The sequence below is a fragment of the Catenuloplanes atrovinosus genome (assembly GCF_031458235.1).
In the GTDB taxonomy this organism is placed as follows: Bacteria; Actinomycetota; Actinomycetes; order Mycobacteriales; family Micromonosporaceae; genus Catenuloplanes; species Catenuloplanes atrovinosus.
The window spans coordinates 5137098-5160657 of sequence record NZ_JAVDYB010000001.1; the positions used below are offsets into that span (position 1 = coordinate 5137098).

General features: G+C 74.3%; 19 protein-coding genes. 9 read left to right on the top strand and 10 right to left on the bottom strand.

The features are described 5' to 3' along the window. Window positions 1-117: 117 nt before the first annotated feature. A complete protein-coding gene (locus tag J2S41_RS22845) occupies window positions 118-2268 on the top strand; it encodes a glycoside hydrolase family 3 C-terminal domain-containing protein (RefSeq protein WP_310370320.1) in 2151 nt (716 codons plus the stop codon). Window positions 2269-2277: 9 nt separating this feature from the next. On the opposite strand, the gene J2S41_RS22850 is transcribed toward J2S41_RS22845, so the two are convergent. Further along, window positions 2278-2808, bottom strand: a complete 531-nt coding sequence (locus J2S41_RS22850) for a GNAT family N-acetyltransferase (RefSeq protein WP_310370322.1) — start codon at window positions 2806-2808, stop codon at window positions 2278-2280. 140 nt (window positions 2809-2948) lie between these two features. On the opposite strand from J2S41_RS22850, the gene J2S41_RS22855 reads away from it, so the two are divergent. From J2S41_RS22855 to J2S41_RS22865, 3 genes are all read left to right on the top strand, one after another. Next, a complete protein-coding gene (locus J2S41_RS22855) occupies window positions 2949-3794 on the top strand; it encodes a peptidoglycan-binding protein (protein WP_310370324.1) in 846 nt (281 codons plus the stop codon). A gap of 197 nt (window positions 3795-3991) precedes the next feature. After that, complete coding sequence (locus tag J2S41_RS22860; RefSeq protein WP_310370326.1) at window positions 3992-5200, top strand: hypothetical protein; 1209 nt, start codon at window positions 3992-3994, stop codon at window positions 5198-5200. Window positions 5201-5280: 80 nt separating this feature from the next. Next, on the top strand, window positions 5281-5754 hold the full coding sequence (locus tag J2S41_RS22865) for a hypothetical protein (protein WP_310370327.1): 474 nt from the start codon (window positions 5281-5283) through the stop codon (window positions 5752-5754). 53 nt (window positions 5755-5807) lie between these two features. Here the strand turns inward: J2S41_RS22865 and J2S41_RS22870 are convergent, their stop codons facing one another. The 5 genes from J2S41_RS22870 to J2S41_RS22890 all read right to left on the bottom strand — a co-directional run bounded on the left by J2S41_RS22870 (window position 5808) and on the right by J2S41_RS22890 (window position 10110). Continuing rightward, complete coding sequence (locus J2S41_RS22870) at window positions 5808-7133, bottom strand: hypothetical protein (RefSeq protein WP_310370329.1); 1326 nt, start codon at window positions 7131-7133, stop codon at window positions 5808-5810. Window positions 7134-7148: 15 nt separating this feature from the next. Continuing rightward, the gene (locus J2S41_RS22875) at window positions 7149-7661 is read right to left on the bottom strand and encodes a SigE family RNA polymerase sigma factor (protein WP_310370330.1); all 513 of its coding nucleotides are present in this window, start codon (window positions 7659-7661) and stop codon (window positions 7149-7151) included. Window positions 7662-8113: 452 nt separating this feature from the next. Next, window positions 8114-8410: a cold shock domain-containing protein gene (locus J2S41_RS22880; protein WP_310370331.1), complete on the bottom strand. Its 297-nt coding sequence runs from the start codon at window positions 8408-8410 to the stop codon at window positions 8114-8116. Between the two features lie 4 nt (window positions 8411-8414). Continuing rightward, window positions 8415-9314, bottom strand: a complete 900-nt coding sequence (locus J2S41_RS22885; protein ID WP_310370332.1) for an aldo/keto reductase — start codon at window positions 9312-9314, stop codon at window positions 8415-8417. Window positions 9315-9372: 58 nt separating this feature from the next. Next, on the bottom strand, window positions 9373-10110 hold the full coding sequence (locus tag J2S41_RS22890; protein WP_310370333.1) for a S1 family peptidase: 738 nt from the start codon (window positions 10108-10110) through the stop codon (window positions 9373-9375). A 105-nt stretch (window positions 10111-10215) separates the two neighbouring features. Here J2S41_RS22890 and J2S41_RS22895 point away from each other — a divergent pair, with 105 nt between their 5' ends. Beyond that, a complete protein-coding gene (locus J2S41_RS22895) occupies window positions 10216-11730 on the top strand; it encodes a PP2C family protein-serine/threonine phosphatase (protein WP_310370335.1) in 1515 nt (504 codons plus the stop codon). Between the two features lie 16 nt (window positions 11731-11746). Here the strand turns inward: J2S41_RS22895 and J2S41_RS22900 are convergent, their stop codons facing one another. Both J2S41_RS22900 and J2S41_RS22905 read right to left on the bottom strand, forming a co-directional pair. Then, window positions 11747-12142, bottom strand: coding sequence for an ATP-binding protein (locus J2S41_RS22900; protein ID WP_374728148.1), 396 nt, complete (start codon window positions 12140-12142; stop codon window positions 11747-11749). Next, window positions 12126-12446 (bottom strand): STAS domain-containing protein, encoded by a 321-nt coding sequence (locus J2S41_RS22905; RefSeq protein WP_310370338.1) that lies wholly within the window; start codon window positions 12444-12446, stop codon window positions 12126-12128. The genes J2S41_RS22900 and J2S41_RS22905 overlap by 17 nt, the downstream gene beginning before the upstream one ends. A gap of 170 nt (window positions 12447-12616) precedes the next feature. On the opposite strand from J2S41_RS22905, the gene J2S41_RS39920 reads away from it, so the two are divergent. The 4 genes from J2S41_RS39920 (at window position 12617) to J2S41_RS22930 (ending at window position 19995) form a co-directional block, all read left to right on the top strand. Next, complete coding sequence (locus J2S41_RS39920; RefSeq protein ID WP_374728149.1) at window positions 12617-14245, top strand: AbfB domain-containing protein; 1629 nt, start codon at window positions 12617-12619, stop codon at window positions 14243-14245. A gap of 6 nt (window positions 14246-14251) precedes the next feature. After that, the gene (locus tag J2S41_RS22920; protein ID WP_310370340.1) at window positions 14252-15040 is read left to right on the top strand and encodes a hypothetical protein; all 789 of its coding nucleotides are present in this window, start codon (window positions 14252-14254) and stop codon (window positions 15038-15040) included. A 351-nt stretch (window positions 15041-15391) separates the two neighbouring features. Next, window positions 15392-17167: an HSP90 family protein gene (locus J2S41_RS22925; RefSeq protein WP_310370341.1), complete on the top strand. Its 1776-nt coding sequence runs from the start codon at window positions 15392-15394 to the stop codon at window positions 17165-17167. Further along, window positions 17164-19995 (top strand): tetratricopeptide repeat protein, encoded by a 2832-nt coding sequence (locus tag J2S41_RS22930; protein WP_310370343.1) that lies wholly within the window; start codon window positions 17164-17166, stop codon window positions 19993-19995. Before J2S41_RS22925 ends, J2S41_RS22930 begins: the two co-directional genes overlap by 4 nt. A 325-nt stretch (window positions 19996-20320) precedes the next feature. On the opposite strand, the gene J2S41_RS22935 is transcribed toward J2S41_RS22930, so the two are convergent. Together J2S41_RS22935 and J2S41_RS22940 are read right to left on the bottom strand one after the other, a co-directional pair. Continuing rightward, window positions 20321-21514 (bottom strand): hypothetical protein, encoded by a 1194-nt coding sequence (locus tag J2S41_RS22935; protein WP_310370345.1) that lies wholly within the window; start codon window positions 21512-21514, stop codon window positions 20321-20323. A 357-nt stretch (window positions 21515-21871) separates the two neighbouring features. Next, window positions 21872-23467: an amidohydrolase gene (locus J2S41_RS22940; protein ID WP_310370348.1), complete on the bottom strand. Its 1596-nt coding sequence runs from the start codon at window positions 23465-23467 to the stop codon at window positions 21872-21874. Between the last annotated feature and the right edge of the window lie 93 nt (window positions 23468-23560).

The following is a 23560-nucleotide window of genomic DNA, read 5'->3' on the forward strand; positions in this document are numbered from 1 at the left end:
GCGCGATCGTGCCGGTGCAGAACGCGTTGGCCAGGTTCGGCCCGTTCTCTCGCGTTGCCGCGGCGTGCGTCGCGGCCTACTCTAAAACCTAAGGTTCACTTGGTTTTGGAGGACGGAATGCCGGACGAGCTGAGCACGGCGGAGAAGGCGGCGCTGACCAGCGGCAGCGAGTTCTGGCGGACCACCGCGGTGGGCGACGTGCCCGACGTCATGCTCACCGACGGGCCGCACGGCGTGCGCAAGCAGCTCACCGGCGCGGACCACCTCGGCCTGCTGGCCAGCGAGCCGAGCACCTGCTTCCCGCCGGCCGTGGCGCTCGGCTCGACCTGGGACCCGGCGCTGGTGCGGCGGGTCGGCGAGGCGCTCGGCGACGAGGCCCGCGCGATGGACGTCGCCGTGCTGCTCGGCCCCGGCATCAACCTCAAGCGCACGCCGCTCGGCGGCCGCAACTTCGAGTACTACGCGGAGGACCCGCTGCTCATCGGCGTGCTCGCCACCGAGTGGGTGCGCGGGCTGCAGAGCCGCGGCGTGGGCGCGTCACTCAAGCACTTCGCGGTCAACAGCCAGGAGACCGACCGCATGCGGGTCAGCGCGGACGTGGACGAGCGCACGCTGCGCGAGCTCTACCTGCGCGCGTTCCAGCGGGTGGTGCGCGAGGCCCGGCCGTGGACCGTGATGTGCGCGTACAACCGGATCAACGGCGTGCACGCGGCGGAGAACCGCTGGCTGCTCACCGACGTGCTGCGCGGCGAGTGGGGCTTCGACGGCGTGGTCGTCTCCGACTGGGGCGCGGTGGTGGACCGGGTCGCGGCCGTCCGCGCCGGGCTGGACCTGACCATGCCGGGACCGGACCCGGCCGGCGACCGCGCGCTGGTCGCCGCCGTGCGGGACGGCACGCTGGATCCGGCCGCCCTGGACACCGCCGCGGCGCGGGTGCGCGCGCTGGTCGCCCGCGCCGCCGACGCGGCGGCGGCGCCGGTCGACGCGGACGCGCACCACGCGCTGGCCCGGGAGGTGGCCGCGCGCGGCATCGTGCTGCTGAAGAACGACGGCGGCCTGCTCCCGCTGCCTGAGTCCGGCACCTCGATCGCGCTGATCGGGCGCGCGCCGCGGTTCCAGGGCGGCGGCAGCTCGCAGATCAACCCGACCCGGGTCGACGACCTGGTCGCCGAGGTCGCGGCGCTCACCTCCGCGCCGGTCGCCCACGTGGACGGCGCGGACCCGGAGCGGGCGGTCGCGGCGGCCCGGGCCGCGGACGTGGCGGTGGTGCTGGCGAGCAGCGGGAACGAGACCGAGGGCCTGGACCGGGACAGCCTGGAGCTGCCCGCGGAGCAGCTCGCGCTCATCGGCCGGGTGGTGGCGGCGAACCCGCGTACCGTGGTGGTGCTGACCAACGGCGCCGTGGTGCTGACCTCGCCGTGGGACGCGGCCGTGCCCGCCGTGGTGGAGAGCTGGCTGCTCGGCCAGGCGGCCGGTGGCGCGCTGGCCGACGTGCTGTTCGGCCGGGTCAACCCGTCCGGGCGGCTGGCCGAGACGATCCCGCTGCGGCTGGAGGACCATCCGTCCTACCTGGATTTCCCCGGCGAGGGCGGCCACGTGCGGTACGGCGAGGGCCTGTTCGCCGGTTACCGGGGCTTCGACGCGCGGCGGCAGGCGGTGGCGTACCCGTTCGGCCACGGCCTGTCCTACACCCGGTTCGGCTACGGCCCGGCCACCGCGGACACCGACGGCTCCGGCGTGGTGGTGCGGGTGCCGGTGACGAACGAGGGCGCGCGGGACGGCCGCGAGGTGGTGCAGGTCTACGCGAGCCTGCCCGGGTCGGCGGTGCGCCGCGCGCCGCGCGAGCTGAAGGGCTTCACGGTGGTGGAGGTGCCGGCCGGCGCGACCGTCACCGCGGAGGTCCGGATCGCGCGCGACGACCTGGCCTACTGGGACGTGCGACTGGGCCGGTGGGCGGTCGAGGGCGGCGCGTATCTGCTGGAGGCCGGCGCCTCGTCCCGGGACCTGCGCACCGCGGTCACGGTCGAGGTGACCGGCGACGACACCCGCGTGCCGCTGAGCGCCGACTCCACGCTCGGCGAGTGGATGGCCGACCCGCGCGGCGCCCGCGTGCTGACCGGGGCGCTCGCCGGCGGTCCACCCGGCATCCTCTCCGACCCGGAGGCGCTGACCTTCCTCGGCAGCCTCCCGCTGAGCCGGCTCGCCGCGTTCGGCCAGGGGCCGGACGCGGCGGCGCTGGCCCGGCTGGTCGAGGCCGCCAACGCCTGACCGGCGGCTCTAGAGGGCCTTGTGGAAGACCAGGAAGTCGCAGGGCGTGGCGACCTTCGGCGCGAGCGCCGGGTACGCCTCCGCGAAGTCGGCCTTGTGCACGATCCGGTAGCCGCTACGGGTGTACCAGTCGCGCAGGAACGCCTTGACCGGGTGCTCCCACTCCGTCGGGTACAGCAGCTCGAGCTGCATGACGGCCAGCCCCTGCCCGCGCGCCCAGTCCTCCGCGAACGCGACCAGGTCGCGCCCGATGCCGGTGCCGCGGTGCCCGGGGTGCGCGGCCAGCATGCCGAACTCGCCCTCGCCGCCGGGGAGCCGCCGCACCCGGACGGCGCCGACCAGCGCGGGGCCGAGCCGGGCCACCGCGATCTCGCCGGCCCGGATGAACGAGGCGATCTCGGCCGCGTCGGTGCGGGCCGCCTCGTCCCGCCAGATGCCCTTCTCGCCGGTCGCGTAGACCTCGTTGACCAGCGCGGTCACCTCGGCCACCAGCGCCGCGTCGGCGGCGGAGTCGGCGGGGAGCAGCGAGATGTCGGCCATGGGGACGTTCCTTCCCGAGTGGTGTTCCGGCAAGTATGGACCCGGACGCGCGCGGAGCCGCCCGCACATCCGTCCACCGGCCCACCGCCAAAAACCCTTAAATCCCGCCATAGCGGTACGGTGATCCCTACGCTCTTCGCATGAGAAGCTCCGTATCCGACGCGTTCCTGATCTTCACCGAGCCCATCGAGGGACGCGTGCCGTACCTCTATCTGGACAGCTGGGGCCTGGTCACGGTCGGCACCGGATGCCGGCTGGACTCCGTGGACGAGGCGATGACACTGCCGTTCGTGCTCGCGGACCAGCCGACGATCGGGGCGTCCACGCGCCAGATCCGTGAGGCGTACACGGCCGTGCAGTCCCGGCCGGACCTGGCCGGGCGGCCCCTCGACTTCGCCGGGCGCACCGCCGTGCGGCTGACCGAGGACGGCGTCGACGAGCTGGCCGCGCGCCGGCTCGCCGCGCTGGAGGACCGGCTGATCCGCACGCCCGAGTTCGCCGGGTTCCCGCGCTGGCCGGCCGACGCGCAGTTGGCGCTGCTCAGCCTGGCCTGGGCGCACGGCCCGGACTTCTCCGGCTGGCCGGACCTGCGCGCGGACTGCGCGGCCGGTGACTGGCGGGCCGCGGCCGACCACGGGCGCATCCAGGGCGCCACCCAGCGGAACGCGGCCGACCGGGCGCTGTTCCGCACGGCCGCGCATGCGACGGAGAACCACTGGGACCCGGACGTGCTCTGGTACCGGCCGCTCGGCCACCGCGCGGAGCTGCACCCGCGGGACAGCGGCGCGGAGGTGGTGCTGTTGCAGGAGCGGCTCCTGGTGCTGGGCTACCTGGCCACGGTCAGCGGCGTGCTGGACGTGGAGACGGAGCTGGCGCTGCGCGAGTTCCAGCGCGCGCACGTGCTGCTGGTCGACGGCGTCGCCGGGCCAGCCACCTGGGCCGCGCTCGGCACGGCCGTACCCGCGACGGTGGCCGCTCACACCTAAGGCGTGGCTGGTGGATCGCGTCGAGCCGAGCCGAGGTCCAGGTGTCGTCCGGGTGTGCGGCGCGGGCGCCGGATACCGGTGTTGTATCCGGGTGGTCGTGCCGTGCGGCCGGGCCACGCCGCGGGCCGGCGACGATCCGCCAGACACGCCCTAACGGCGTATGGCGATATTGATCGAGCCTGGCCGATAGTGGGCCGGTGGAGGCCGATCAGGTGCTGCGGCAGCGACTGCGGCGCGCCGTCCCGCCGCTGGTCGGCGCGGGCGTGGCCTGGTCGGTCTACCCACGTGAACAGCGCACGCCGATGAACACGGTGCTGGACATCGTCGCCGCGCGGCTCGGCGCGGACACCACGCTGGTCTGGGTCGACGACGGTACGCCCGAGGTGCTGGCCCTGCCCGGGCTGCCGGTGCCGGCCGTGGCCTGGAGCCGCCGGTCGCTCGCGTCCGGCCTGCTGCTCCGCACGCTGCTGCTGGCCGACCGGCTGCCGGCCCGTACCCGCCGGATCCTCTGCCGTCAGGCGGCACTGCACCTGCTCGCGGAGACCGCGCTGCGGCTCGGCAACCCGGACCTGGCCGCCCGGTGCGGCGTGGCCGCGTTCCTGGACCGGGAGTGGACCGCGCCGCACCCCGCCGGGCTGGAGTCCGCGGCGGACACCGAGGAGCGGCTCGCGCTGTGGTTCTACGCGCTGGCGCACGAGTTCGGCCACTTCGCGGACGCGCACACGCACGCGCGCGGCCCGCTCACCGACGCGTCCGTGCGCACCATGCTGCTGGCCGCGCGCCGGCAGGACGGCCACGACCTGATCGGCGACGTGCTGCACCGGCGCCCGCTGCACCCGGCCGACGTGCGCGCCGAGACCGTGGCCGACCTGTTCGCCGCGGACGTGCTGGTGGAGGCCGCCGCGCGGCTGCTGCCGGACGGCGGCCACCCGGTGCGGGTGATCGGCGAGGTGCTGCTCGCCGCGGCCGTGGTCGCGGCCGTCGAGCGCTGCCGCGCGTTCTGCACCATGCTGGGGCGGCCCGGCGACGGCCGGCTCGACCACCTCACCTACCCGGCCGCGGCGAGCGTGCGGTCCGCGGTGCTGCGCGCGCACCTGGCCGCCGCGATGACCGCGCGCTACTCGTCCGGCCGCCCCTCGCCGGTCAGCGCGCTCCCCCGCTGGGACCGGATCGTGGCCGGCGTGGCCGCGCCGCTGGAGCCCGCGCTGGCCGTGCTGGACACCGCCGTGACCGACGCGATCCGTGAGGCGCTCGACGAGTCCGTGCCCACGGAGTACCTGATCGAACGGCTGCGGCCGCAGGCCGGGCCGGCGTTGCGCGCGGAGGCGCGGGACTTCGTCCACCTGGTGCGCGGCAGCGGCCGGCACGGCGAGTGGCTGGACGAACTGGTGCGCATACTCGGCTGAGCTGAGTACCGCGGCTCAGGGCACCGGACCCGATCGTCCATAGATTCGACGGCGACGCCACGGACAGGGAGGTTACGGCGATGGCCGTCTACATGCATCGAGAGCGCACCGGCCGGGCGCCGCGGATCGCCGGGGTGGTGCTGGCCGTCGCGATGGCCGCGGCCGGCGGCTGGGCCGCCTACCGGTACGTGTTCGGCGCCGGCTTCCCCAGCGGCACGCACGACGTGCAGGTGTACACGGTGGACGGCGCGCTCACCACGCCCGGCGCGGGCCGCGGCGGTTTCCTCGGCATGTGCGACGCGGACACGTTCCACATCACGGTGGACAGTGCGGAGCTGTGCGTGTCGGTGAACGGCTCGCTCGGCACGGTGCCGGCGACCGGCACGGACCGCGGCATCGTGCTGGCCGGCCCGGCGGTGGCGTCGCTGCGCTCGCTGACCGCGGGCGAGGACGCGTCGATGATCCTGCTGCGGCACGACGGCGGGTGGGTGGCGGCGGTGGACAGCGGCGCGCTGGCGGACGGCGGCCCGCTGACCGCCACCCCGGTGGACTGACGACGTGACGTGGCGAGGGGCCCGCTCCGGGTGGAGCGGGCCCCTAGCCGTGCTCAGCCGACCGTGAACCGCACGGTGGCCAGGTTGTCGGCCTTGTTCGTTTCCGGCACCGCGGCGCCGGCCGCCGGCCACACGTTCGGGTCGGGAGCGGCGCGCACCTCGACGTACGCCACCTTCTCCGCGCCGGCCGGGAAGGTCGCGGCCGGGCCGGTGATCTCGAACGGGCCGCCGAGCGTGGTGTCGCCGGCCCCGGTCGGGCCCATCATGCAGAGGTACGCCGCGCCCGTGTCGCCGCTCCGGTTGCCGATGTCCGCGTCGTCGTCGCGCTCGCACCCCATCGGCACGTACTTCAGCTCCGCGCCCTTCGGCAGCGCGAACCCGACGACCGGGTTGACCGACGCCGTACCGCCGACCGTGATCGTGATGGTGATCGTGCCGGTGAACGTCTCGCCCGTGGTGGTGCCGGACATGCCGGCGGACGCGATCCGCAGATCGGCCGTGGCGGGCTGGTCGGGAGCCGCCGGGCCGGAGTCCCCGCCGGTCGCGCCGGGCGACAGGTGCGGGTTCGGCGGGAACGCCGTCTCGCCGGCGACCTGCCGGAACGTGCCGCCCTCCAGCGCGTAGGACCGCCACTGGTACTGGGTGTGCGACGGGTCGCCGCCGCAGCAGAACACGACGTCGCCGACCTCCACCCGGACGCGGTTGCCGTCCGCGCCGATGTTGCGCACGAGCGCCGGAATCCCGCCCTCCTCGTGCCCGGCGAGGTGGGTCGCCACCACGGTCCCGAGCGTGATGATCTTCCCGGCGCCGTCCCGGTCGAAGACGACCACCTGGTACTCACCGGCCTGGGCGACCTGGCAGTGCAGCACCGCCGCGGTCTCCTCGACGCCGTCGGAGTCCACGTCGACGTAGGCGGTGCGCACCAGCGTGACGTCACCCATGTCGCGCGCCTCGGGGGCGAGCCGCTGCGAGCCGGGCGAGCAGAACTGCGCGCCCGAGTACGGCCAGGCCGGCAGGTCGAGCATCGACTCCTTCAGCGTCGCGTCGTCGATCCGGCCGTCCGGCACCGGCGCGGTGGTCTCCACGCTCGCCGAGGGGCTCGGCGCCGGGCTGGTCGCGGACGCGGACGGGGTCGGCGGCTGGGTGGCCGTCTCGTCCGGCGGGTCGTTCGTGCCGATCACCCCGGCCGCGTAGGCGGCCACCGGGGCCGCGATGAGCAGCGCGGTCAGGCCGGTGGTGACACCGGCGCGGACCTGCCGGCGGCGGCGCACGGTGGCGCGTGCCGCGGCGGCGCCGAGCGGCGCGGGCAGGTCGGGCCCGGTGCGGAAGGCGGCGAACGCGTTGTCGATCGCGTCCGAGTGGAACTGTTCGTCCATCATGGCTGGGGCTCCGTTTCAGGCGTCGGTGAGCTGGGCGGCGAGGGCGGTACGGCCGCGATGCAGCCAGGACTTGACGGTTCCCTCGGCGACGTCCTCCTGCTCGGCGATCTGTGCGATGGACAGATCGCCGAGGTGGTAGAGGATGACGGCGCGCCGCTGCTTCTCCGGGAGAGTGGCGAGCGCGCGGGCCAGCGCGACCCGGTCGGGACCGGGCCCATCGACGTGTTCCTCACGATAGCGTCGTACGTGTGCCTGCTGGACCCGCAGCCGGCGGAACCGGCTGGTCGCCAGGTTCCAGGCCACCTTGCGCAGCCAGGCGAACGGGTCGTCGTACCGGGAGACCTTCTCCCATCGGGGCAGTGCGCGGCAGAACGCCTCCTGGACGACGTCCTGCGCCTGTCCGAAGTCGCCGGTGTACGCGAAGAGCTGGAGTGACAGCCGCTGAAAGTGCGTCGCGTAGAACGACTCGAACGTCGGCGGCCCTGTGTCATCAACCAATGCCGTGGCCGCCTCGCTGACCATCGTCATCTGCCCCTCCCCGTGTGATGTCGCGGTGTCCCCCGCGGCTCGCGACCAACACGCGTCCCCTCCCCCTTCGGTTGCAGCGGATCGGCTCCGCGACTGAAGCCTTCCCACCGGCGCCGGTACGCAGTATGCGGCGTCGACGCCTTGACATGCCTCGATCGTCCTACTGACAGTGACCGACGCGCACGGCATCGCGTTCGACACGAGCGACCCGGTGAACGAGCCGAACCCGCCGCATCGAGGCACCACGGTCGGCCCGGACGGGCAGCGCACCGGCGGTCGCGCGGCCCGACGTGCACACGTACGGCACCGGGCAGCGGACCGCCGCCCGCGACGTGGCCCGATCCCGCCGCTCACCGCGGTCGGCGTGACCGAGGCGCACGGGACCGCCCCGGGTCACGGACGGTGCGCGGCACGCGAACCCGTACGTCCACGCTGGAACCGCGCGGGCGCGGCTAGTCGTCGTCGAAGGAGAGCGAGAGCGTGCTGGAGTAGGCGGCGCCGGGGCCGGCCGCGGGGTCGTCCCGCGGATCGGACCCGGCCGGCCAGAACCGGACCGCGCGGAACGGATAGCCGTCCTGGCCCGGCGACTCCCAATCGAGCCGGACCGGCGTGCCCGGCGCCAACCGTGCGGCGCCCGGCGTCGCGGCGGCGCTGAAATGCGCCCAGCAGCCACCGGGAGTCTCGGCCGAGTCGAGCACGCCCCAGCCCTGGTCCGCGTGCCACTCGCGGACGGTCGCGTCCACCGTCATGTGATCAGTCCTCGATGGTCGACGGCGCGGTGCCGAGCGCGTCCAGCTCCGGCCACAGCGCGTCCGGGATCTCGGCGGTACGCATGGCCTCCAGGTCCGCGATGCGCGCGACGCGGCTCACGCCGACGATGGTGGAGTCGACGTGCGGGTTGCGCAGCGAGAAGTGCAGCGCGGCCGTGGGCAGCGCGACCCCGAACCGGGCGCACGTCTCCCTCGCGCGCTCGACCCAGGCCAGCAGCTCCGGCGAGGCCTCACGGTACGCGTAGCGGGTGTCGCGGCCGGCCAGCAGCCCACCGCCGAACGGCGCCGCGTTGAAGACGCCCATGCCGCGCGACACGGCCTCGGCGATCAGCGGCTCGGCGCGCCGGTCGACCAGCGTGTAGCGGTTGTGCGTGAGCAGCACGTCGAACGCGCCGCTGGTCACGTACCGGGTCATCAGCCCGATCTCGCCGGCCGCCACGCCGATCGCGCCGGCCAGGCCCTGCTCCTTCAGCTCGCGCAGGCCCTGCACGGCACCGCCGGGCGCGAACGCCTCCTCCACCGTGATCGTGTAAGGATCGTGCAGGTGCAGCAGCGGCAGCCGGTCCAGGCCGAGCCGCGCGGTGCTCTCCTCGAACGAGCGCCACACCCGGTCGCGGTCGAAGCGGCCGGTCACCGGATCGGCGTCGACCTTGGTGACGACGGTCTTCCCGGCCGGCAGCCCGAGCTCGCGGACGGCCCGGCCGAGCGCGGTCTCGCTGCGGCCACCGGCGTAGTTGTTCGACGTGTCGATCACCGCGGACGGGCCGGTGAGCAGCGCGCGGGCCAGCGCGGCGGACTCGGGCGCGGGCGAGCCGTCTGGCGCGGCCGGGTTGCCGAGCCACGACGTGCCCAGGCTGACGGGACTGACGGGGAAGCCGATCATGCACCCATCATGCACGTGGGGCCGGTGCGGCGCACCGGCCCCACGCCACCGCGCGGCATCAGGCGGGCAGCCCGCCGACCTGCGTGTTGACCCAGGCCCGGATCGACGGCAGGTCGCCGTAGATGGACGGGCCGGTGGCGCACGTGGAGTTGTTGTTGCCGGCCCGGCTGGTGACGCCGATCAGCTCCCAGCGCCCGCCGACGCTGCGGACCTGCGGGCCACCGGAGTCGCCGTAGCAGGCGCCGGCGTTGCCGTTCGGGTTGTTGGTGCAGATCTCGTACGCGGCGTCGATGTTGGAGCACCGACTGTCCGCCACGATCGAGGTGTCCAACTCGTGCGCGACCGTGGGCACGGGGCCGCAGCCGCGGGCCGGGCAGGTCTGGCCCCAGCCGATGATCCGGGTGGCGGTGCCGGTCGCACCGGACGCCGTGGGGATCGGCGCGGGCGCGTGCGAGACCGCGGAGCCGAGCTGGAGCAGCTTGACGTCGATCCGGGGGTGGGAGATCGCACGGGTGACGGAGACGACCGTACCGCCGCTGGTGCGGTTGACGCTCCCGACCCGTACCGTCGAGGGGGTTGAGCAGTGTGCGGCCGTGACGGCCCAGTTGTTCTTGATCAGCGAGCCGGTGCAGCCGGACAGGTAGACCATGAACGAGTAGTTCTCGGTGGCCGGCCGCCCGTTGACGACCAGCGTGCCGAACTCCGGGTCCGACTCCGGCGCCGCCACGGCGGCGGACGGCGCGAGCAGACCGGCGACCACGAGGCCGACGGCGGCGATGAGGCGAGAGATGCGCATGCCGCGACGCTAGGGCGCATCAGGTTATTTCGATACATCCCAATCGGGGCCTATCACCGGACGATGGCGCGATCCGCTCGCGGTGGCTGCGGATAAACTGTGTGGGTGGTGGACGACGGCGTGCTCGGGTCGGAGCGGGCCGCTGCGATCGTCCAGGAGGTCCTCGACGGGATTCCGGCCGGCTGGTCGTGGCTGGTGCCGATGGAGGGGGCGGACGGCGCGGTCGCCGACTTCCGCATCGCCGCGGCCGGGGACCGGGTGCCGGACATCTACCATCGCGGCGCGAGCCGGCGGGACAGCACGATCGCCACGCTCTACCCGACCATGGTCGGCGGGCCGCTGTGGCAGCTGTACCTGCGGGTGCTGGAGACCGGCGAGCCGGGTGAGCTGCCCGACTTCGGCTACGCCGAGTCGCGGTCCGGCGTGGTCGCGCACTCCGTCTTCGGCGTCAGCGTGCGGCGCGTGCTGGGCGGCCTGCTGGTGGTGTGGCACCGCGAGGACGAGCAGTTGCGCCGGCTGGCGCACACCGAGCTGATCGGCAACCTCGGCTGGTCCGAGTACGACCTGCACACCGGCCGCACCTCCTGGTCACCGGGCATGTACCGGATCTTCGCGCGCGACCCGGCCGACGGCCCGCTGCCACGCCTCGAGATGGCCGCGCTCATGCTGCCGGAGGACCGCGGCCTGGCCGAGACCGCGTGGCAGACGCTGGACAGCGGCGCCACGTCCGATGTGACCGTGCGGTTCCGGGTCGGCGACGACGTCAAGCACCTGCGAATCCTGTCGGACACCGCGCCGGACGGGGACGGCCGGCCGGTCAAGATCTACGCGGTGGTGCAGGACGTCACCGTGCGGGTGGACACGCGCACGGAGATCGAGCGGCTCAGCGACCAGCTGCGCAGCCGCGAGATGACCGCGATCGCCGAGCACCGCCTCGCCGGCCAACTGCAGAACATGATCCAGCCGGTGCCGCGCGAGCCGTTCGCGCTGGCCGGGCTGGAGGTGATGGTCGGCTACCTGCCGGCCGAGCGCGCGGTCCTGGTCGGCGGCGACTGGTACCACGCGCAGACGCTGCCGGACGGGCTGGTCGCGCTCGCGGTCGGCGACGTCGCCGGGCACGGGCTGGACGCGGCCAGCGGCATGGCCCACCTGCGGTTCGCGCTGGTCGCCTGGCTCTCCATCGGGCTTCGCGATCCCGGCGTGCTGCTCTCCCACCTGAATCGGCTCTGCCTCCAGCTCGGCATTACCGGCACCGCGATCATCGCGCTGTACGACCCGGCCGGCCGTACGCTGCGGTGGGCCCGCGCCGGTCATCCGATGCCGCTGCTGTCCCGCGACGGCGGCGCCGACGAGTTCGACCGCCCGTGCGGGCTGCTGCTCGGCGCCGCGGAGAGCGCGGAGTACCCGGTGCTGACGCCGGTGCTGCGCCCGGACGACGTGGTGCTGTTCTACACCGACGGGCTGGTGGAGCGCCGGGCCGGCGACCCGGCCGCGCAGGTCCTCCGGGTCCGCGACGCGCTCGCCGCGGCCGGCCCGGACCTGCGCCGGGTGCACGCGGCGCTGAACGAGCCGAGCACGTTCGACGACACCTGCACGCTGGCGGTCCGCGTCCTGCCGTGATCCGGCCGCCGGCAGGTCACAGGTCGAGGTGGATGCGCACCCGCGTGCTGCCGGCGACCACGGACGTCTCCACCTCGTCACAGATGCGCTCCACGATCGCGAGGCCGCGACCACGCAGCGCGTCCGCCGCCGGCATCGGGCGGCCGAGGACCGGCACGGCCGTGCCGTCGCGCACCTGGTTGACGACGTCGCAGGTCAGCCGGCCGCGCGCGGCATGCAGCGTGACCTCGCCGCCGGAGCCGGTGTGCTGGAGCGTGTTGGTGGCCAGCTCGCTCACCGCGAGAACCAGCAGCTCCGCGCGCTCCTCGGGAAGGCCGAGCGCGACGGCCCGGGCGGCGACGAAGGCGCGCAGCGCCGCGAGGTCGGTCGCGACCGCGTAGCGCATGCGCCCGTCCTCAGCCAACGGTGTCACCCGGCTCGGCGAGCAGCGGGCCGACCCCGGTCAGGTCGAGCACGGTGGCGACCGGCCCGGTCGCGTTGGTGACGTGCAGCCGGCCGCCGGCGGCGAGCGCGGCGTGATGCGCGGTGACCAGGCTGTGCACGCCGGTGGAGTCGATGAACGTGACGTGCAGCAGGTCGACCACCACGGTGCGTGCCGCGGCGACAGCGGCCAGCAACGTAGCGGTCAATTCCTCCCGAACCGCCAGATCACACTCACCGTCGAGCGTCACCACCGTCCGGGTGGGACCGCCGGACGTCCGCGCGCCGAACGCCATGTACGCCTCCCCTGTATCCGCCGCCCATCATGGCACCGCGATCGGCCCCGCGCGCCGGGACCCCGCGCCCCCGATCGGGTTGTCCCGCGGACGATTCACCGGCCCACTGTTCCTGGTGGCCATGATTCGGTACGGTCTGGGCTGCTTAAGGATCTGCTAAGGAGTGCGTGGTGACGAAGCGGTTCGCCCTGGTGGCGGCGGCGCGGAATGGCGACCGGCCGGCGCTGGCGGAGCTCGTCGCCGAGCAGCTGCCGCTCGTCTACAACGTGATCGGCCGGGCGGTCGGCGCCCATGCGGACATCGACGACGCGGTCCGGCAGACCATGCACCGCGTCGCCCGGGAGCTGCCGGACCTGCGCGATCCGGGCGCGTTCCGGGCGTGGCTGCTGGCGCACGCGCTGCGCCAGGCCACCCGGGTGCGCCGCGGCGGCACGCGCGCGCCGCTGCCGGAGGACGGCGACGCGCCGGACCCGGGCGCCGACTTCGTGGGGCTGAGCATCATCCGGCTCGGACTCTCCGGCCAGCGCCGGCGGCTGGCCGAGGCGACACGCTGGCTGGACGGCGAGCACGCGGTCCCGCTGTCGCTGTGGTGGCTGGAGGCGACCGGCGCGATCAGCCGGTCCGAGTCCGCGGCCGCGCTGCGCCTGTCGCTGGCGGACGCCGGCGCGCGCGTCGACCGCATGCGCGCGCAGCTCGACGTGGTGCGGACCCTGGTCAGCGCGCTGCGGGCGCGCCCGGTCTGCCCGGGTCTGCGGCTGGTCGCCACGGGCTGGGACCACCGGCCCGGTCCGGTCTGGCGCAAGCGGATCTTCCGGCATGTGGAGAACTGCCCGGTCTGTTCCGGCACCGCGGCCCACCACATCCCGGCGGAGCGGCTGATCAGCGGGCTCGCGCTGGTCCCGGTGCCGAACACGCTGCTCGCCGCGCTGCACGCGGACGGGCTGCTGCCCGAGCCGGCCGGCGCGACCGTGGCGGTGTCCCGCGGCACGGTCTACGAGCCGCTCGAACTGCTCGCCGGCCCGGCGGAGCTCACCCCGGAACCCCTGCCGCCGGTACGGCGCCCGTCCGCGGTCCTGGTCCTCGCCGCCGTGGCGACGATGGTGGTGCTGGTGGCGGGCGGCGCACTGGCGCTGACCCGCGCGCCGGAGAACGTGGCGCCGGTGCCGGTCGCGGCGGACCTGCCCCGGCGCACGCTGCCCGCGTCCACAGCGGACTCCGAGGCGTCGCCGTCCGCGTCGCCCTCGCTCAGCCCGTCCGCGTCGCCGTCGCCGTCGGCCAGCCCGTCCGCGACGCCGTCGTCCGCGCCCGGCGTGGCCGAGGTCGCGGCGCCGCCGGCCGCGCCGGCGGAGTCCTCGCCGCCGCCGGCCGCGCCGCCGGCACCCGCGCCCCCGCGGCCGTCACCCACGCCGGCCGAGAACCAGGTGACGCTGCGCGCGGTCAACTACCCCGACCGGTACGTACGGGAGCGCGGCGGTTACGCGGTGCTGGAACCGGGGGCGGCCACGCTGACCGCGGTCCCCGGGCTGGCCGACGCGTCGTGCCTGTCGCTGCGCCTGCCGGACGGGCGCTACCTGCGCCACTACGACTACCGGCTGCGCGCGTCCCGGCCGGACGGCAGCGCGCTGTTCCGTGCCGACGCCACGTTCTGCCCGCGGGACGGCGCGACCGACGGATCGATCATGTTGCGCTCCTACAACTACCCCAACCACGTGGTGCGCCACCGGAACTTCGCGCTCTACATCGACCGCCCGGACGGCTCCCGCGGCTTCTACCGCGACGCCTCGTTCGTGCTCGGCTGACCCGGCGTGCTGATCCAGGAGCGGCTCATCGCACGGGTCGGCGAGCTGTGCCGGGCCGACCCGCGGCTCACCGCCGCGCTCACCTACGGCTCGTTCGCGGCCGGGCGCGGCGACGCGCACAGCGACGTCGAGTTCTGGCTGTTCTTCGAGGCGGCGCCGCCGGACCCGGACGGCTGGCTGGACGGCATCGGCCCGCGCCTGCACGTGGTGCGCAACGAGTTCGGCGCGCACGTGGTCATCTTCCCGGGCCTGGTGCGCGGCGAGTTCCACGTCGCGACGGCCGCGGACATCCCCTCGGTCGCGACCTGGCCGGCGCGCGGCGCGCCCGCCTCGCGCATGGTGGTGCTCGACCGGACCGGGGAACTGCGGCGCGCACTCGACGCGCTGCCGGACCGGCCCGCGCTCCCGGCCACGGCGGCGGAAGTGGCCGAGCTGTGCGGCCGGTTCGCCAACTGGCTGCTCCTGGCACATCACGTGGCGTCACGCGGCGAGCTGCTGCGCGCGGTGGACGCGCTCGCCCACGCGCACCGGCATCTGCTGTGGATGGTCCGGCTCGCGGAGGACCGCACCCAGCACTGGCTCACGCCGTCCCGGGCGGCCGAGACGGACCTGCCGCCCGAGGTGGTGGCCGCGCTGCACCGGCTCACGGCGCCCGCGCCACACACGTCGATCATCGAGACCTGGCGGTACGGCCGGCACCGCTGGGAGCGCCTCGCCGACCGGGTCGGATTCGCGGTCCCGGACGCGCTGTTCGCCGCCCTCGACGGGCTTCTCCTCGCCGCGCCGTCCCGATAGAGCCTCGCCGGGAACCACCCGCGCAACCGGCAGGAAGACCGCCCGCGCAGGAAGACCACCCGCGCAACCGGCAGGAAGACCGCCCGCGGAACCGGCAGGAAGACCGCCCGCGGAACCGGCAGGAAGACCGACCGCGGAACCGGCAGGAAGGCCGCCCGCGGCCGACCGGTGCCCGCGGGAGCATGCGGGCCGGACCCGGCCGGAAGCGGGTATATCAAGATTTTTCATCGCCGTTCGGCCGACCCGGCGCGGCTGCTTTTCGCGGTGGTGGCGGACATGCCGTGAATCCGGTCCCGCGATGTCGCACCCGCCCTGTATCTTGTGCGCCTGTCGGACATGGGGGAGTCATCCGTGAGCAACACCTTCCAGGTGGATCTTCGGGGCATCGTCGATCTGCTGAGCCACCATCTCTACGGCAGCCCGCAGGTGTACGTGCGGGAGCTGCTGCAGAACGCGGTCGACGCGATCACCGCGGTGCGGCACGCCGAGCCCGAGCACGCCGGCCGGGTGGCGATCGAGTCCGCGGACGCGACCGGCGACGGCACGCTGCGCATCAGCGACAACGGCATCGGCCTGACCGAGGCGCAGGTGCACGAGCTGCTGGCCACGATCGGGCGCAGCTCGAAGCGGGACGATCTGGGCTTCGCCCGGCACGAGTTCCTCGGCCAGTTCGGCATCGGCCTGCTCTCCTGCTTCCTGGTGGCGGACGAGATCCGGGTGCACACCCGCCGTGGCGACGCGGCGCCGGTGATCTGGACCGGCTTCTCCGACGGGCGGTACGAGGTGCGTCCCGGCCCGGAGCGCGAGCCCGGCACGTCGGTCACGCTGATCCCGCGCCGCGGCGCCGAGACCTGGCTGACCGGCGCGGAGGTGACCCGGCTGGCCGCGCTCTACGGCGCGATGCTGCCGATCGAGGTCACGGTCGACGGCGAGCGCACCACGATCGGCACGCCGCCGTGGGAGCGGAGGGCCGACCGGCGCGAGAGCCTCCTGCGGTACGCGGAGAGCGTGCTCGGCTTCACCCCGTTCGACGTCATCGAGCTGCACGTGCCGGAGGCGGGCCTGACCGGCGCCGCGTTCGTGCTGCCCACGCCGATCAACCCGGCCGTGCGCGGCGGCCACCGGGTCTACCTCAAGCGCATGCTGCTGGCCGAGGCGGTCGAGGGCCTGCTCCCGGAGTGGGCGTTCTTCGCCCGGTGCGTGGTCGACTCCACCGAGCTGCGCCCGACCGCCAGCCGCGAGGCGCTGTACGAGGACGGCCTGCTGGAGACCACCCGCGAGGCGATCGCGGACCAGCTCCGCGGCTGGCTGGTGCGGCTGTCCAGCACCGACCCGCGCCGGCTCTCCGAGTTCCTCTCCATCCACCACCTCGGCGTGAAGGCGCTGGCCCTGCACGACGCGGACATGCTGCGCCTGGTCGAGCAGTGGTGGCCGATGGAGACGAACATGGGGCGCACCACGCTGGCCGAGTTCCGCGCGCGGCACGGCGTCGTCCGCTACGCGGCCACGCTGGACGAGTTCCGCCAGCTCGCGGCCGTGGCCGCGGCGCAGGACGTGGGCGTGGTGAACGGTGGTTACACCTACGACACCGACATCATCGAGCGGCTGCCCGCGCTGGACGCGGAGATCCGGGTCGAGCGGCTGGAGCCGACGGACCTGACCACCACGTTCGACGCGCTCGACCGGGAGACCGAGCTGCGGCTGCGCCCGTTCCTGACGGGGGCGCAGCGGCGGCTGGACCGGCTCGGCTGCGAGGTGGTGGTGCGCGCGTTCGAGCCCGCCTCGCTGCCGTCGCTGTACCTGGTGAGCCGGGCCGCCGCGTTCCACGGCGAGTTCACCGCCACCCGGGAGAAGGCGGACGACCTGTGGGGCGGCGTGCTGGACGCACTGGCGAGCGCCGCGCCGCCGGACCGCCCGCAGTTGGTGCTGAACCATCGCAATCCGCTGGTCCGCCGGATCACCGCGCTCGGCGATCCGGAGCTGACCGCGCTCGCGGTCGAGTCGTTGTACGGTCAGGCGCTGCTGCTCGGGTACCACCCGATCCGGCCGGCCGACGCGGCACTGCTGAACACGTCCTTCCTCGGCCTGCTCGGCCGAGCCGTCCCGGGATCGGGGGATCCGGCATGACCACTTCGGCGCAGGAGCTTTGGGGACTGCTGGCGCAGGCCGGTGACATGCCCTACGGCGCGGCCCGGATCGCGCTGACCGAGCAGGTGATCCGGCACGCGGACGCGGCCGGCGACCCGGAGCTGCGGTTCGTGTCGCGCATCCACGGCACGCAGGCCTATGTGTACGGTGGCGAGCCCGCGAAGGCGTTCGTCACGTTCTCCTGGTGCCTGGCCGAGTTCGACTCGCAGCCCGCGCCGTACCACGCGAACTGGACGCACACGCTGCTCTGGTACTTCAAGACCATGATCAGCCAGATGACCGGCTTCCCCGAGGTGCCGCTCGACCGCGCCCAGGCGGTGCTGGACGACATGGAGCGCCGCTACCGCGAGGGCGGGCACAGCCTCCAGGCGGTCTACAAGTACCGGTACGTGCTGGCCCGGCACGTCGGCGACACCGAGGCGACCGCGCGGTGGTACGAGCGGTGGCAGGCCGCGCCGCGCGACGAGCTGTCCGACTGCGAGGGCTGCGACCCGACCGGCAAGGCCCGCTACCTCGCCGACCAGAAGCGCGACGAGGAGGTCGTGGCGCTGGCCGAGCCGGTGCTGGCCGGCCGGCTGACCTGCACCGAGCAGCCGCAGAACATGCTGGCCACGCTGATGGTGCCGTACGTGCGGACCGGCCGGCTGGACGCGGCGGTGGACGCGCACCGCCGGGCGTACGGGCTGATCCGCAGCAGTCTCGCGGACCTCGGCGACATCGGCGACCACATCGAGTTCTGCGCGCGCACCGGCAACGAGCACCGCGGCCTGGAGATCGTGCAGCGGCACATCGACTGGCTGGACCGCGCGCCGTCCCCGGCCGCGGCCATGACGTTCGCGTCCGCGTCCGCGCTGCTGCTGGGCCGCGCCGCCGCGCTCGGTCACGGCGACACCGTGGTGCACCGCGCCGAGCGCGGCGACACCACGGTCGCGGCGCTCGCGGACGAGCTGGCCGCGGAGGCGCGCGCGATCGCCGCCCGGTTCGACGCGCGCAACGGCACGACCCGGCAGTCCCGCCGCGTCGAGGACATGCTCGCGGCCGAGCCGTTCGGCGTGGAGCTGCCGCTCTCCCCCACCGCGCGCGCCGCCGCGCCGGTGCCACCGGTGCCGCAGCGCCCGGCGCCGCCCGCGCCCGAGGTGCCGGCCGAGGCGACCGCGGAGCAGTTGCTCACGCTGGCCGAGGACGAGGAGGACGCGGACCGCGACGGCGGCCCGATCCTAAACGCGTTCGACGCGCGCTTCCCGGACCCGGCCGCGCTCGGCCCGGCGCTGGCCGCGAAGCGTGAGGCGCTGCGCGGCGGCCAGCACTGGGATCGGCGTGACGGCGAGGCCGCGGCCGCGGCCTGGGACCGCGCCGCCGAGCTGTACGCGGAGGCCGGTGACCACGGCGAGGCGGTCGCGGTGTCCGGCCGCGCCGGCATCGCCCGGCTGCTGCTCGGCGACGAGAGCGGCGCCGAGGCGGTGGAGCGCGAGATCGCCTACCGGGAGGAGCACGGCGGCACGCCGAAGGACGTCGCGGCCGCCTGGTCCCGGCTGGCGCTGCGACACATGATCACCGGCGACGCGGACGCGTCGATGGCGGCCCAGGAGCGCGCGGACGCGGCGCTGGCCGACGTGGACGAGCCGCGCATGCACGCGCGGTACGCGGTGCGCCGCGCCCAGATCGCGGCGAACGGGCACCGGCACGAGGAGGCGACCGAGGCGATCGGCCGCGCGCTGATCTTCTTCCGCGAGCACGGGCCGGACGACCAGCTCGCCGGCGCGCTGCTGCTGGCCGGGCAGCTTTCCACGGAGCCGGAGGCCGCGCTGGCGCTGTTCGACGAGGTGCTGTCGCTCGGCGACCCGGAGACCGTGGTCAACGGGCGGCTCGGCCGGGCGAACGCGCTGATGCGCCTGGAGCGGCCGGCCGAGGCGGTGCCGGAGCTGATCGAGGTCGTGGCGCTGCTGACCGAGCAGGACCTGCTGCCCGCCGCCGCGGCGGTGCGGCGGGATCTCGCGGAGGCGTACCAGGCGGCCGGCCGGCTCACCGAGTCGGCCGAGGTCGCCGAGGAGGCGCTGTCCGAGCTGCGCCGGCTCGGCGACGACGACCGGGCCGACGACGCGCAGCTGCTGCTGGCGAACACGTACCGGCAGCTCGGCGAGGACAAGATCGCGCTGATCCACTACGAGGCGCTGATCACGCGGATGACCGAGATCGAGAACTACGCCGGTCGCGGCCAGATCCGGGAGTACGCGGCGGAGACGCTCTACCGCGCCGACCGCGACGAGGAGGCCGCGGAGCGGTTCGGCGAGGCCGCCGACGACTTCCACCAGGCCGGCAACCTGCTCGCCGAGCTGCGCGTGCTGCGCCGCCGCGTCGCGTCGCTGCACTTCGCGGACGAGCCGGAGGAGGCGGTCGAGACCGTCGCGCTGGCCCGCACCCGCGACGCCGAGCTGCCCGCGGAGGCCACCGGCCACCCGCAGGTGATCTGGGAACGGCACATGCTCGGCTGGGAGGCCGGCCGCGTGCTGATGTCCCGTGGCCGCTACGCCGACGCGATCCCGTACCTGGCCGGCGCCGCCGCCGCGCTGCGCGAGATCGGCGCCACCGGCGAGGCCGACAACCTCGCCGGCATGTACGCCGAGGCCCTGTTCCGCTCCGGCGACCCGGCCGCCGCCGAGCCCGTGCTCCGCGAGGTGCTCGCCGGCGCCTCCCCCGACGCGGCCAACGTCCCGGCCGCGCTGCTCGCCGAGGTTCTGGACGCGCTCGACCGCAAGGACGAGGCCACCGCGCTCCGCTCCGAGTACGGCATCACCGCCCGCGAGTGACCGCGGCCCACGCCCGGGATCACGTCGTCGTGGTCCCGGGCGTGGGCACGTTCCACCCCGGCTCGCGGAGTGAGCTGCGAGATCCGCCCGGGCACGGCCTCGTCGCGCGCAGCCGCCGAGGGCCATCAGCCGCGCGGCCAGCACGGACCGGACCTGGTCCGGCCGCCGCCGTAGGCGCCGGTCACCGGGTCGCGCCACATCCGGAGCAGGCCGACCGCGGCAGGACGCTACCAGCCGGACATCCGGCCGTTCAATAGAGAGACGTGAATATTAACGGTGAAGCGGCGCCGCCCAGGTGGGCGGCGCCGCTTGCGCGTGACCGGGTCTAGCGGGTGACGCGGATGCGGATGACGTCGAGCGCGGGGGTCTGGTTGGCGCGTTCCATCATCGGGATGCGGTGGGAGCCGTCGCCGGCCCAGACGGCGCACTGGGCGGTGCCGGTCTTCGGCATGCCGGTGACATTGATGGTGACGGTGTCCGGGGTGCGGCCGCCGGCGCCGTCCTCGGTGGCGACGAAGAACGCGGGCGCGGGTGCCGGGTCCGGCGCCTGGTCGAGGCTGTCCAGCATCCGGCAGGCGGTGTGGAAGTGGCCGCGGACCAGGCCCTCGTCGGTGAGGAACGAGCTCTCCAGGTAGTAGCCGCCGGCGGCGGCGCCGAGGAACCGGTCGCGCACCAGGTTCCGCGTGCTGACCTGGAGCTGGAACTGCTGGCCGACGCGCACCCGCTCCGGCGACCGGGTGATCAGCAGCGACGGGTTGTTCGCGGCGGCGCCGACCTCGCCGAACTCCGTGTCGACGCAGCGGTTGCCCTCCTGGAAGCCGGTGTGCGGCTGCAGGTCGGAGGCGTCGCAGGAGTCACCGAGGATGTCCAGGCCGTTCGTACCGTTCCCGGCCTGCCCGTTGCCGTTGTTGTTGCCGTTGCCGTTGTTGCCGGTCGCGGCCGGTGTCGGCGTGATGCCGGTGGTGACCAGCGCGCAGTCGGCGAGCACCTCCAGGCCGGTGGGCTTCTGCGCGACCCGGCCGATCGCGATGGCGATCCGGTCGATGGTGGCGATGCGCTTGCTCTTGAGCGGGCCGAGGATCGCGTTGTTGACGAAGTTGGGGCCGCCCTGCCCCTGCGTGTCCTTCAGGCGCTTGTTGGCCTCGTCGATCTGCGTCTGGAGCAGCGCGAGGTTGCGGTCGACCTCGGCCTTGGCGCGGGCCGGCACGGCCGGCAGCTTGTCCGCCACGGACGGGCAGCTGATCGTGTTCGACGACACCGGCGCGGGGCTGGCCGGGCAGTCCGGCACCTGGCCGTCGCCCCAGTGGTTGCGGACCGTGCGGCCGTTCTGCTGCGTGGTGGTGGTGTCCGCGCCGCCCGGCGCGCGGCCGCCCGGCGCCTCCTTGCCGCAATTCTGCGAAACGGGCCTCGGTTTCCGCGGATTCCAGGTGCCGGCGTTGGCGAAGGTCGTGACCGCCAGTCCGCCGCCGAACACCGCGACCGCCGCAATGGCCGCGACAATCCATTTTCTGCGCCTCAACGCAACGCCTATACCCGCCCCGCGCCCCGACCTGCGCATTGTGCACCGTCCCCAAACCCGTCGCTGACCTGCAGATCCTGCAAGATCCAAGCGAAGCTCAAAGAATCCTGCGAAGAAGTTAGAAGTCTTTTCCGGGCAGCGTCAAGCGCGCGGGAAAACCAATGCGAATCCACAGTCGATCTTTAAGAAGACTTATGTTTGGATCGCGATCCGAAGGGTTAATCCGATCGGGTGATCGGGCACGGTTCAACGTACCCACGAAAATCTCGGTGAATTTCGCCGTTCCGCCGGCGACCGGTCGACCCTATCCGGCGGACATCGACGAGGAACAGCCGATTCATCCGGATCGGTGATGTTTCAGCCGGCGTTGAACACCTGCTCGCCGCCGACGTAGGTGCGCCGCACCCGGGTCAGCGCGATCTCCGCGGCCGGGCGGGCGAACGGGTCGCGATCGAGCACGGCCAGGTCGGCGAGCATGCCCGGCGCGATCCGGCCGGTCTCGTCGTCGCGGTGGCAGACGAACGCGCTGCCCTCCGTGTACGCGGTGAGGAACTCCCCCAGCGTGAGCGCCTGGTGCGCCAGGAACGGGCGCTCGGCCGGGCCGTCCGGCGCGGTCCGGTTCACCGCCACGTGCGCGGCGGCCAGCGGGTCCGGGCTGCTCACCATCCAGTCGCTGCCGGCCGCCAGCCGGGCCCCGGCGTCCCGCAGGGCCGCGAACGGGTACTGCCGCGCGGCCAGCACCGGATCCAGGAACGGAATGGTCAGCTCGTCCATCTGCGGCTCGTGGCAGGCCCAGAGCGCCTGCAGGTTCGCGGTCACGTCCAGCGCCGCGAACCGATCCAGATCATCCGGGTGTACGACCTGCAGGTGCGCCAGGTGGTGCCGGTTCCCGCGCGGCCCGTTCGCCGTGCGCGCGGCCTCGATCGCGTCCAGCGCCTCGCGCACCGCCCGGTCACCGAGCGCGTGCACGTGCACCTGGAAACCCTCCGCGTCCAGCCGCGTCACGTACGTCTTGAGCGACTCCGGGTCGATGAAGCTGAGCCCGGCGCCGTGCCCGTGCCGGTAGGGCGCGGTCATCGCGGCCGTGAAGTTCTCCGCCACGCCGTCCTGCATGATCTTGACGGTACGCGCGGTGAACCGGCCCACCGCGGTGCGGCGGTCCAGCAGCTCGGGCAGCTGCTCCAGGCCACGGTCCCGCTCCCACCAGAGCGCGCCGCGGACTCGCGCCCGCAGCGTGCCGGACGACGCCGCGCGCAGGTAGACCGGCAGCAGGTCGCGGTGGCCGTGCAGGCCCGGCCCCACCCAGGCGTCCTGCCAGCCGGTCACGCCGACGGAGAAGAGGCGCTCCTGGGCGGCGCGCAGCCCCGCGTCCAGTTCCGCGTCGGTGGCCGCGGGCACGTGCCGCCCGACCAGGTCGGCCGCGCCCTCGTGCAGCGTGCCGGACGGATGACCGTCCGGTTCGCGCTCGATCCGGCCGTCCGCCGGGTCCGGCGTGTGCGGGCCGATCCCGGCCACCTCCAGCGCGCGGGTGTTCACCCAGGCGCCGTGCGAGTCGCGGTTGGGCAGGTAGACCGGCCGGTCCGGAACGATCTCGTCCAGCGCGTGCCGGGTGGGGGTCCCGCCGGGGAACGCCTCCATCGCCCACCCGCCACCGACGATCCACTGCAGGTCCGGGCGCGCCGCGGCGTACCGCGCGACGGTCCGCAGGTACTCACCCGCGGTCCGCCGGTCCGTCAGGTCGCAGCGGAGCACCTGGACGCCGGCCGCGATCGGGTGCACGTGCGCGTCCTGGAAGCCGGGAACCAGCAGGCCGCCGTCCAGGTCGACGGTCTCCCGGCCGGTCAGCCCGGTGCCGACCGCGGCGATCCGGTCGCCGTCCACCGCCACGTCCGCGCGGTGCGTACCGCCGCGGGCGAAGATTCTTCCGTTCGTGAAGACCAGGTCGTGCGTCACGCTGCGATGATGCCCTACACCCGGAACGTGGCCACCGGGCTTCGCGACCCGCGCACGCCGTCACCGTGCCCAGCCGACGGCGTTTGTGAAACC

What these genes read in the sequence shown, in the direction of transcription:
- J2S41_RS22845 (WP_310370320.1), top strand. Translation starts at nt 118, where the DNA reads ATGCCGGACGAGCTGAGCACGGCGGAGAAGGCGGCGCTGACCAGCGGC.
- J2S41_RS22850 (WP_310370322.1), bottom strand. Translation starts at nt 2,808, where the DNA reads ATGGCCGACATCTCGCTGCTCCCCGCCGACTCCGCCGCCGACGCGGCG.
- J2S41_RS22855 (WP_310370324.1), top strand. Translation starts at nt 2,949, where the DNA reads ATGAGAAGCTCCGTATCCGACGCGTTCCTGATCTTCACCGAGCCCATC.
- J2S41_RS22865 (WP_310370327.1), top strand. Translation starts at nt 5,281, where the DNA reads ATGGCCGTCTACATGCATCGAGAGCGCACCGGCCGGGCGCCGCGGATC.
- J2S41_RS22870 (WP_310370329.1), bottom strand. Translation starts at nt 7,133, where the DNA reads ATGATGGACGAACAGTTCCACTCGGACGCGATCGACAACGCGTTCGCC.
- J2S41_RS22875 (WP_310370330.1), bottom strand. Translation starts at nt 7,661, where the DNA reads ATGACGATGGTCAGCGAGGCGGCCACGGCATTGGTTGATGACACAGGG.
- J2S41_RS22880 (WP_310370331.1), bottom strand. Translation starts at nt 8,410, where the DNA reads ATGACGGTGGACGCGACCGTCCGCGAGTGGCACGCGGACCAGGGCTGG.
- J2S41_RS22885 (WP_310370332.1), bottom strand. Translation starts at nt 9,314, where the DNA reads ATGATCGGCTTCCCCGTCAGTCCCGTCAGCCTGGGCACGTCGTGGCTC.
- J2S41_RS22890 (WP_310370333.1), bottom strand. Translation starts at nt 10,110, where the DNA reads ATGCGCATCTCTCGCCTCATCGCCGCCGTCGGCCTCGTGGTCGCCGGT.
- J2S41_RS22905 (WP_310370338.1), bottom strand. Translation starts at nt 12,446, where the DNA reads ATGGCGTTCGGCGCGCGGACGTCCGGCGGTCCCACCCGGACGGTGGTG.
- J2S41_RS22930 (WP_310370343.1), top strand. Translation starts at nt 17,164, where the DNA reads ATGACCACTTCGGCGCAGGAGCTTTGGGGACTGCTGGCGCAGGCCGGT.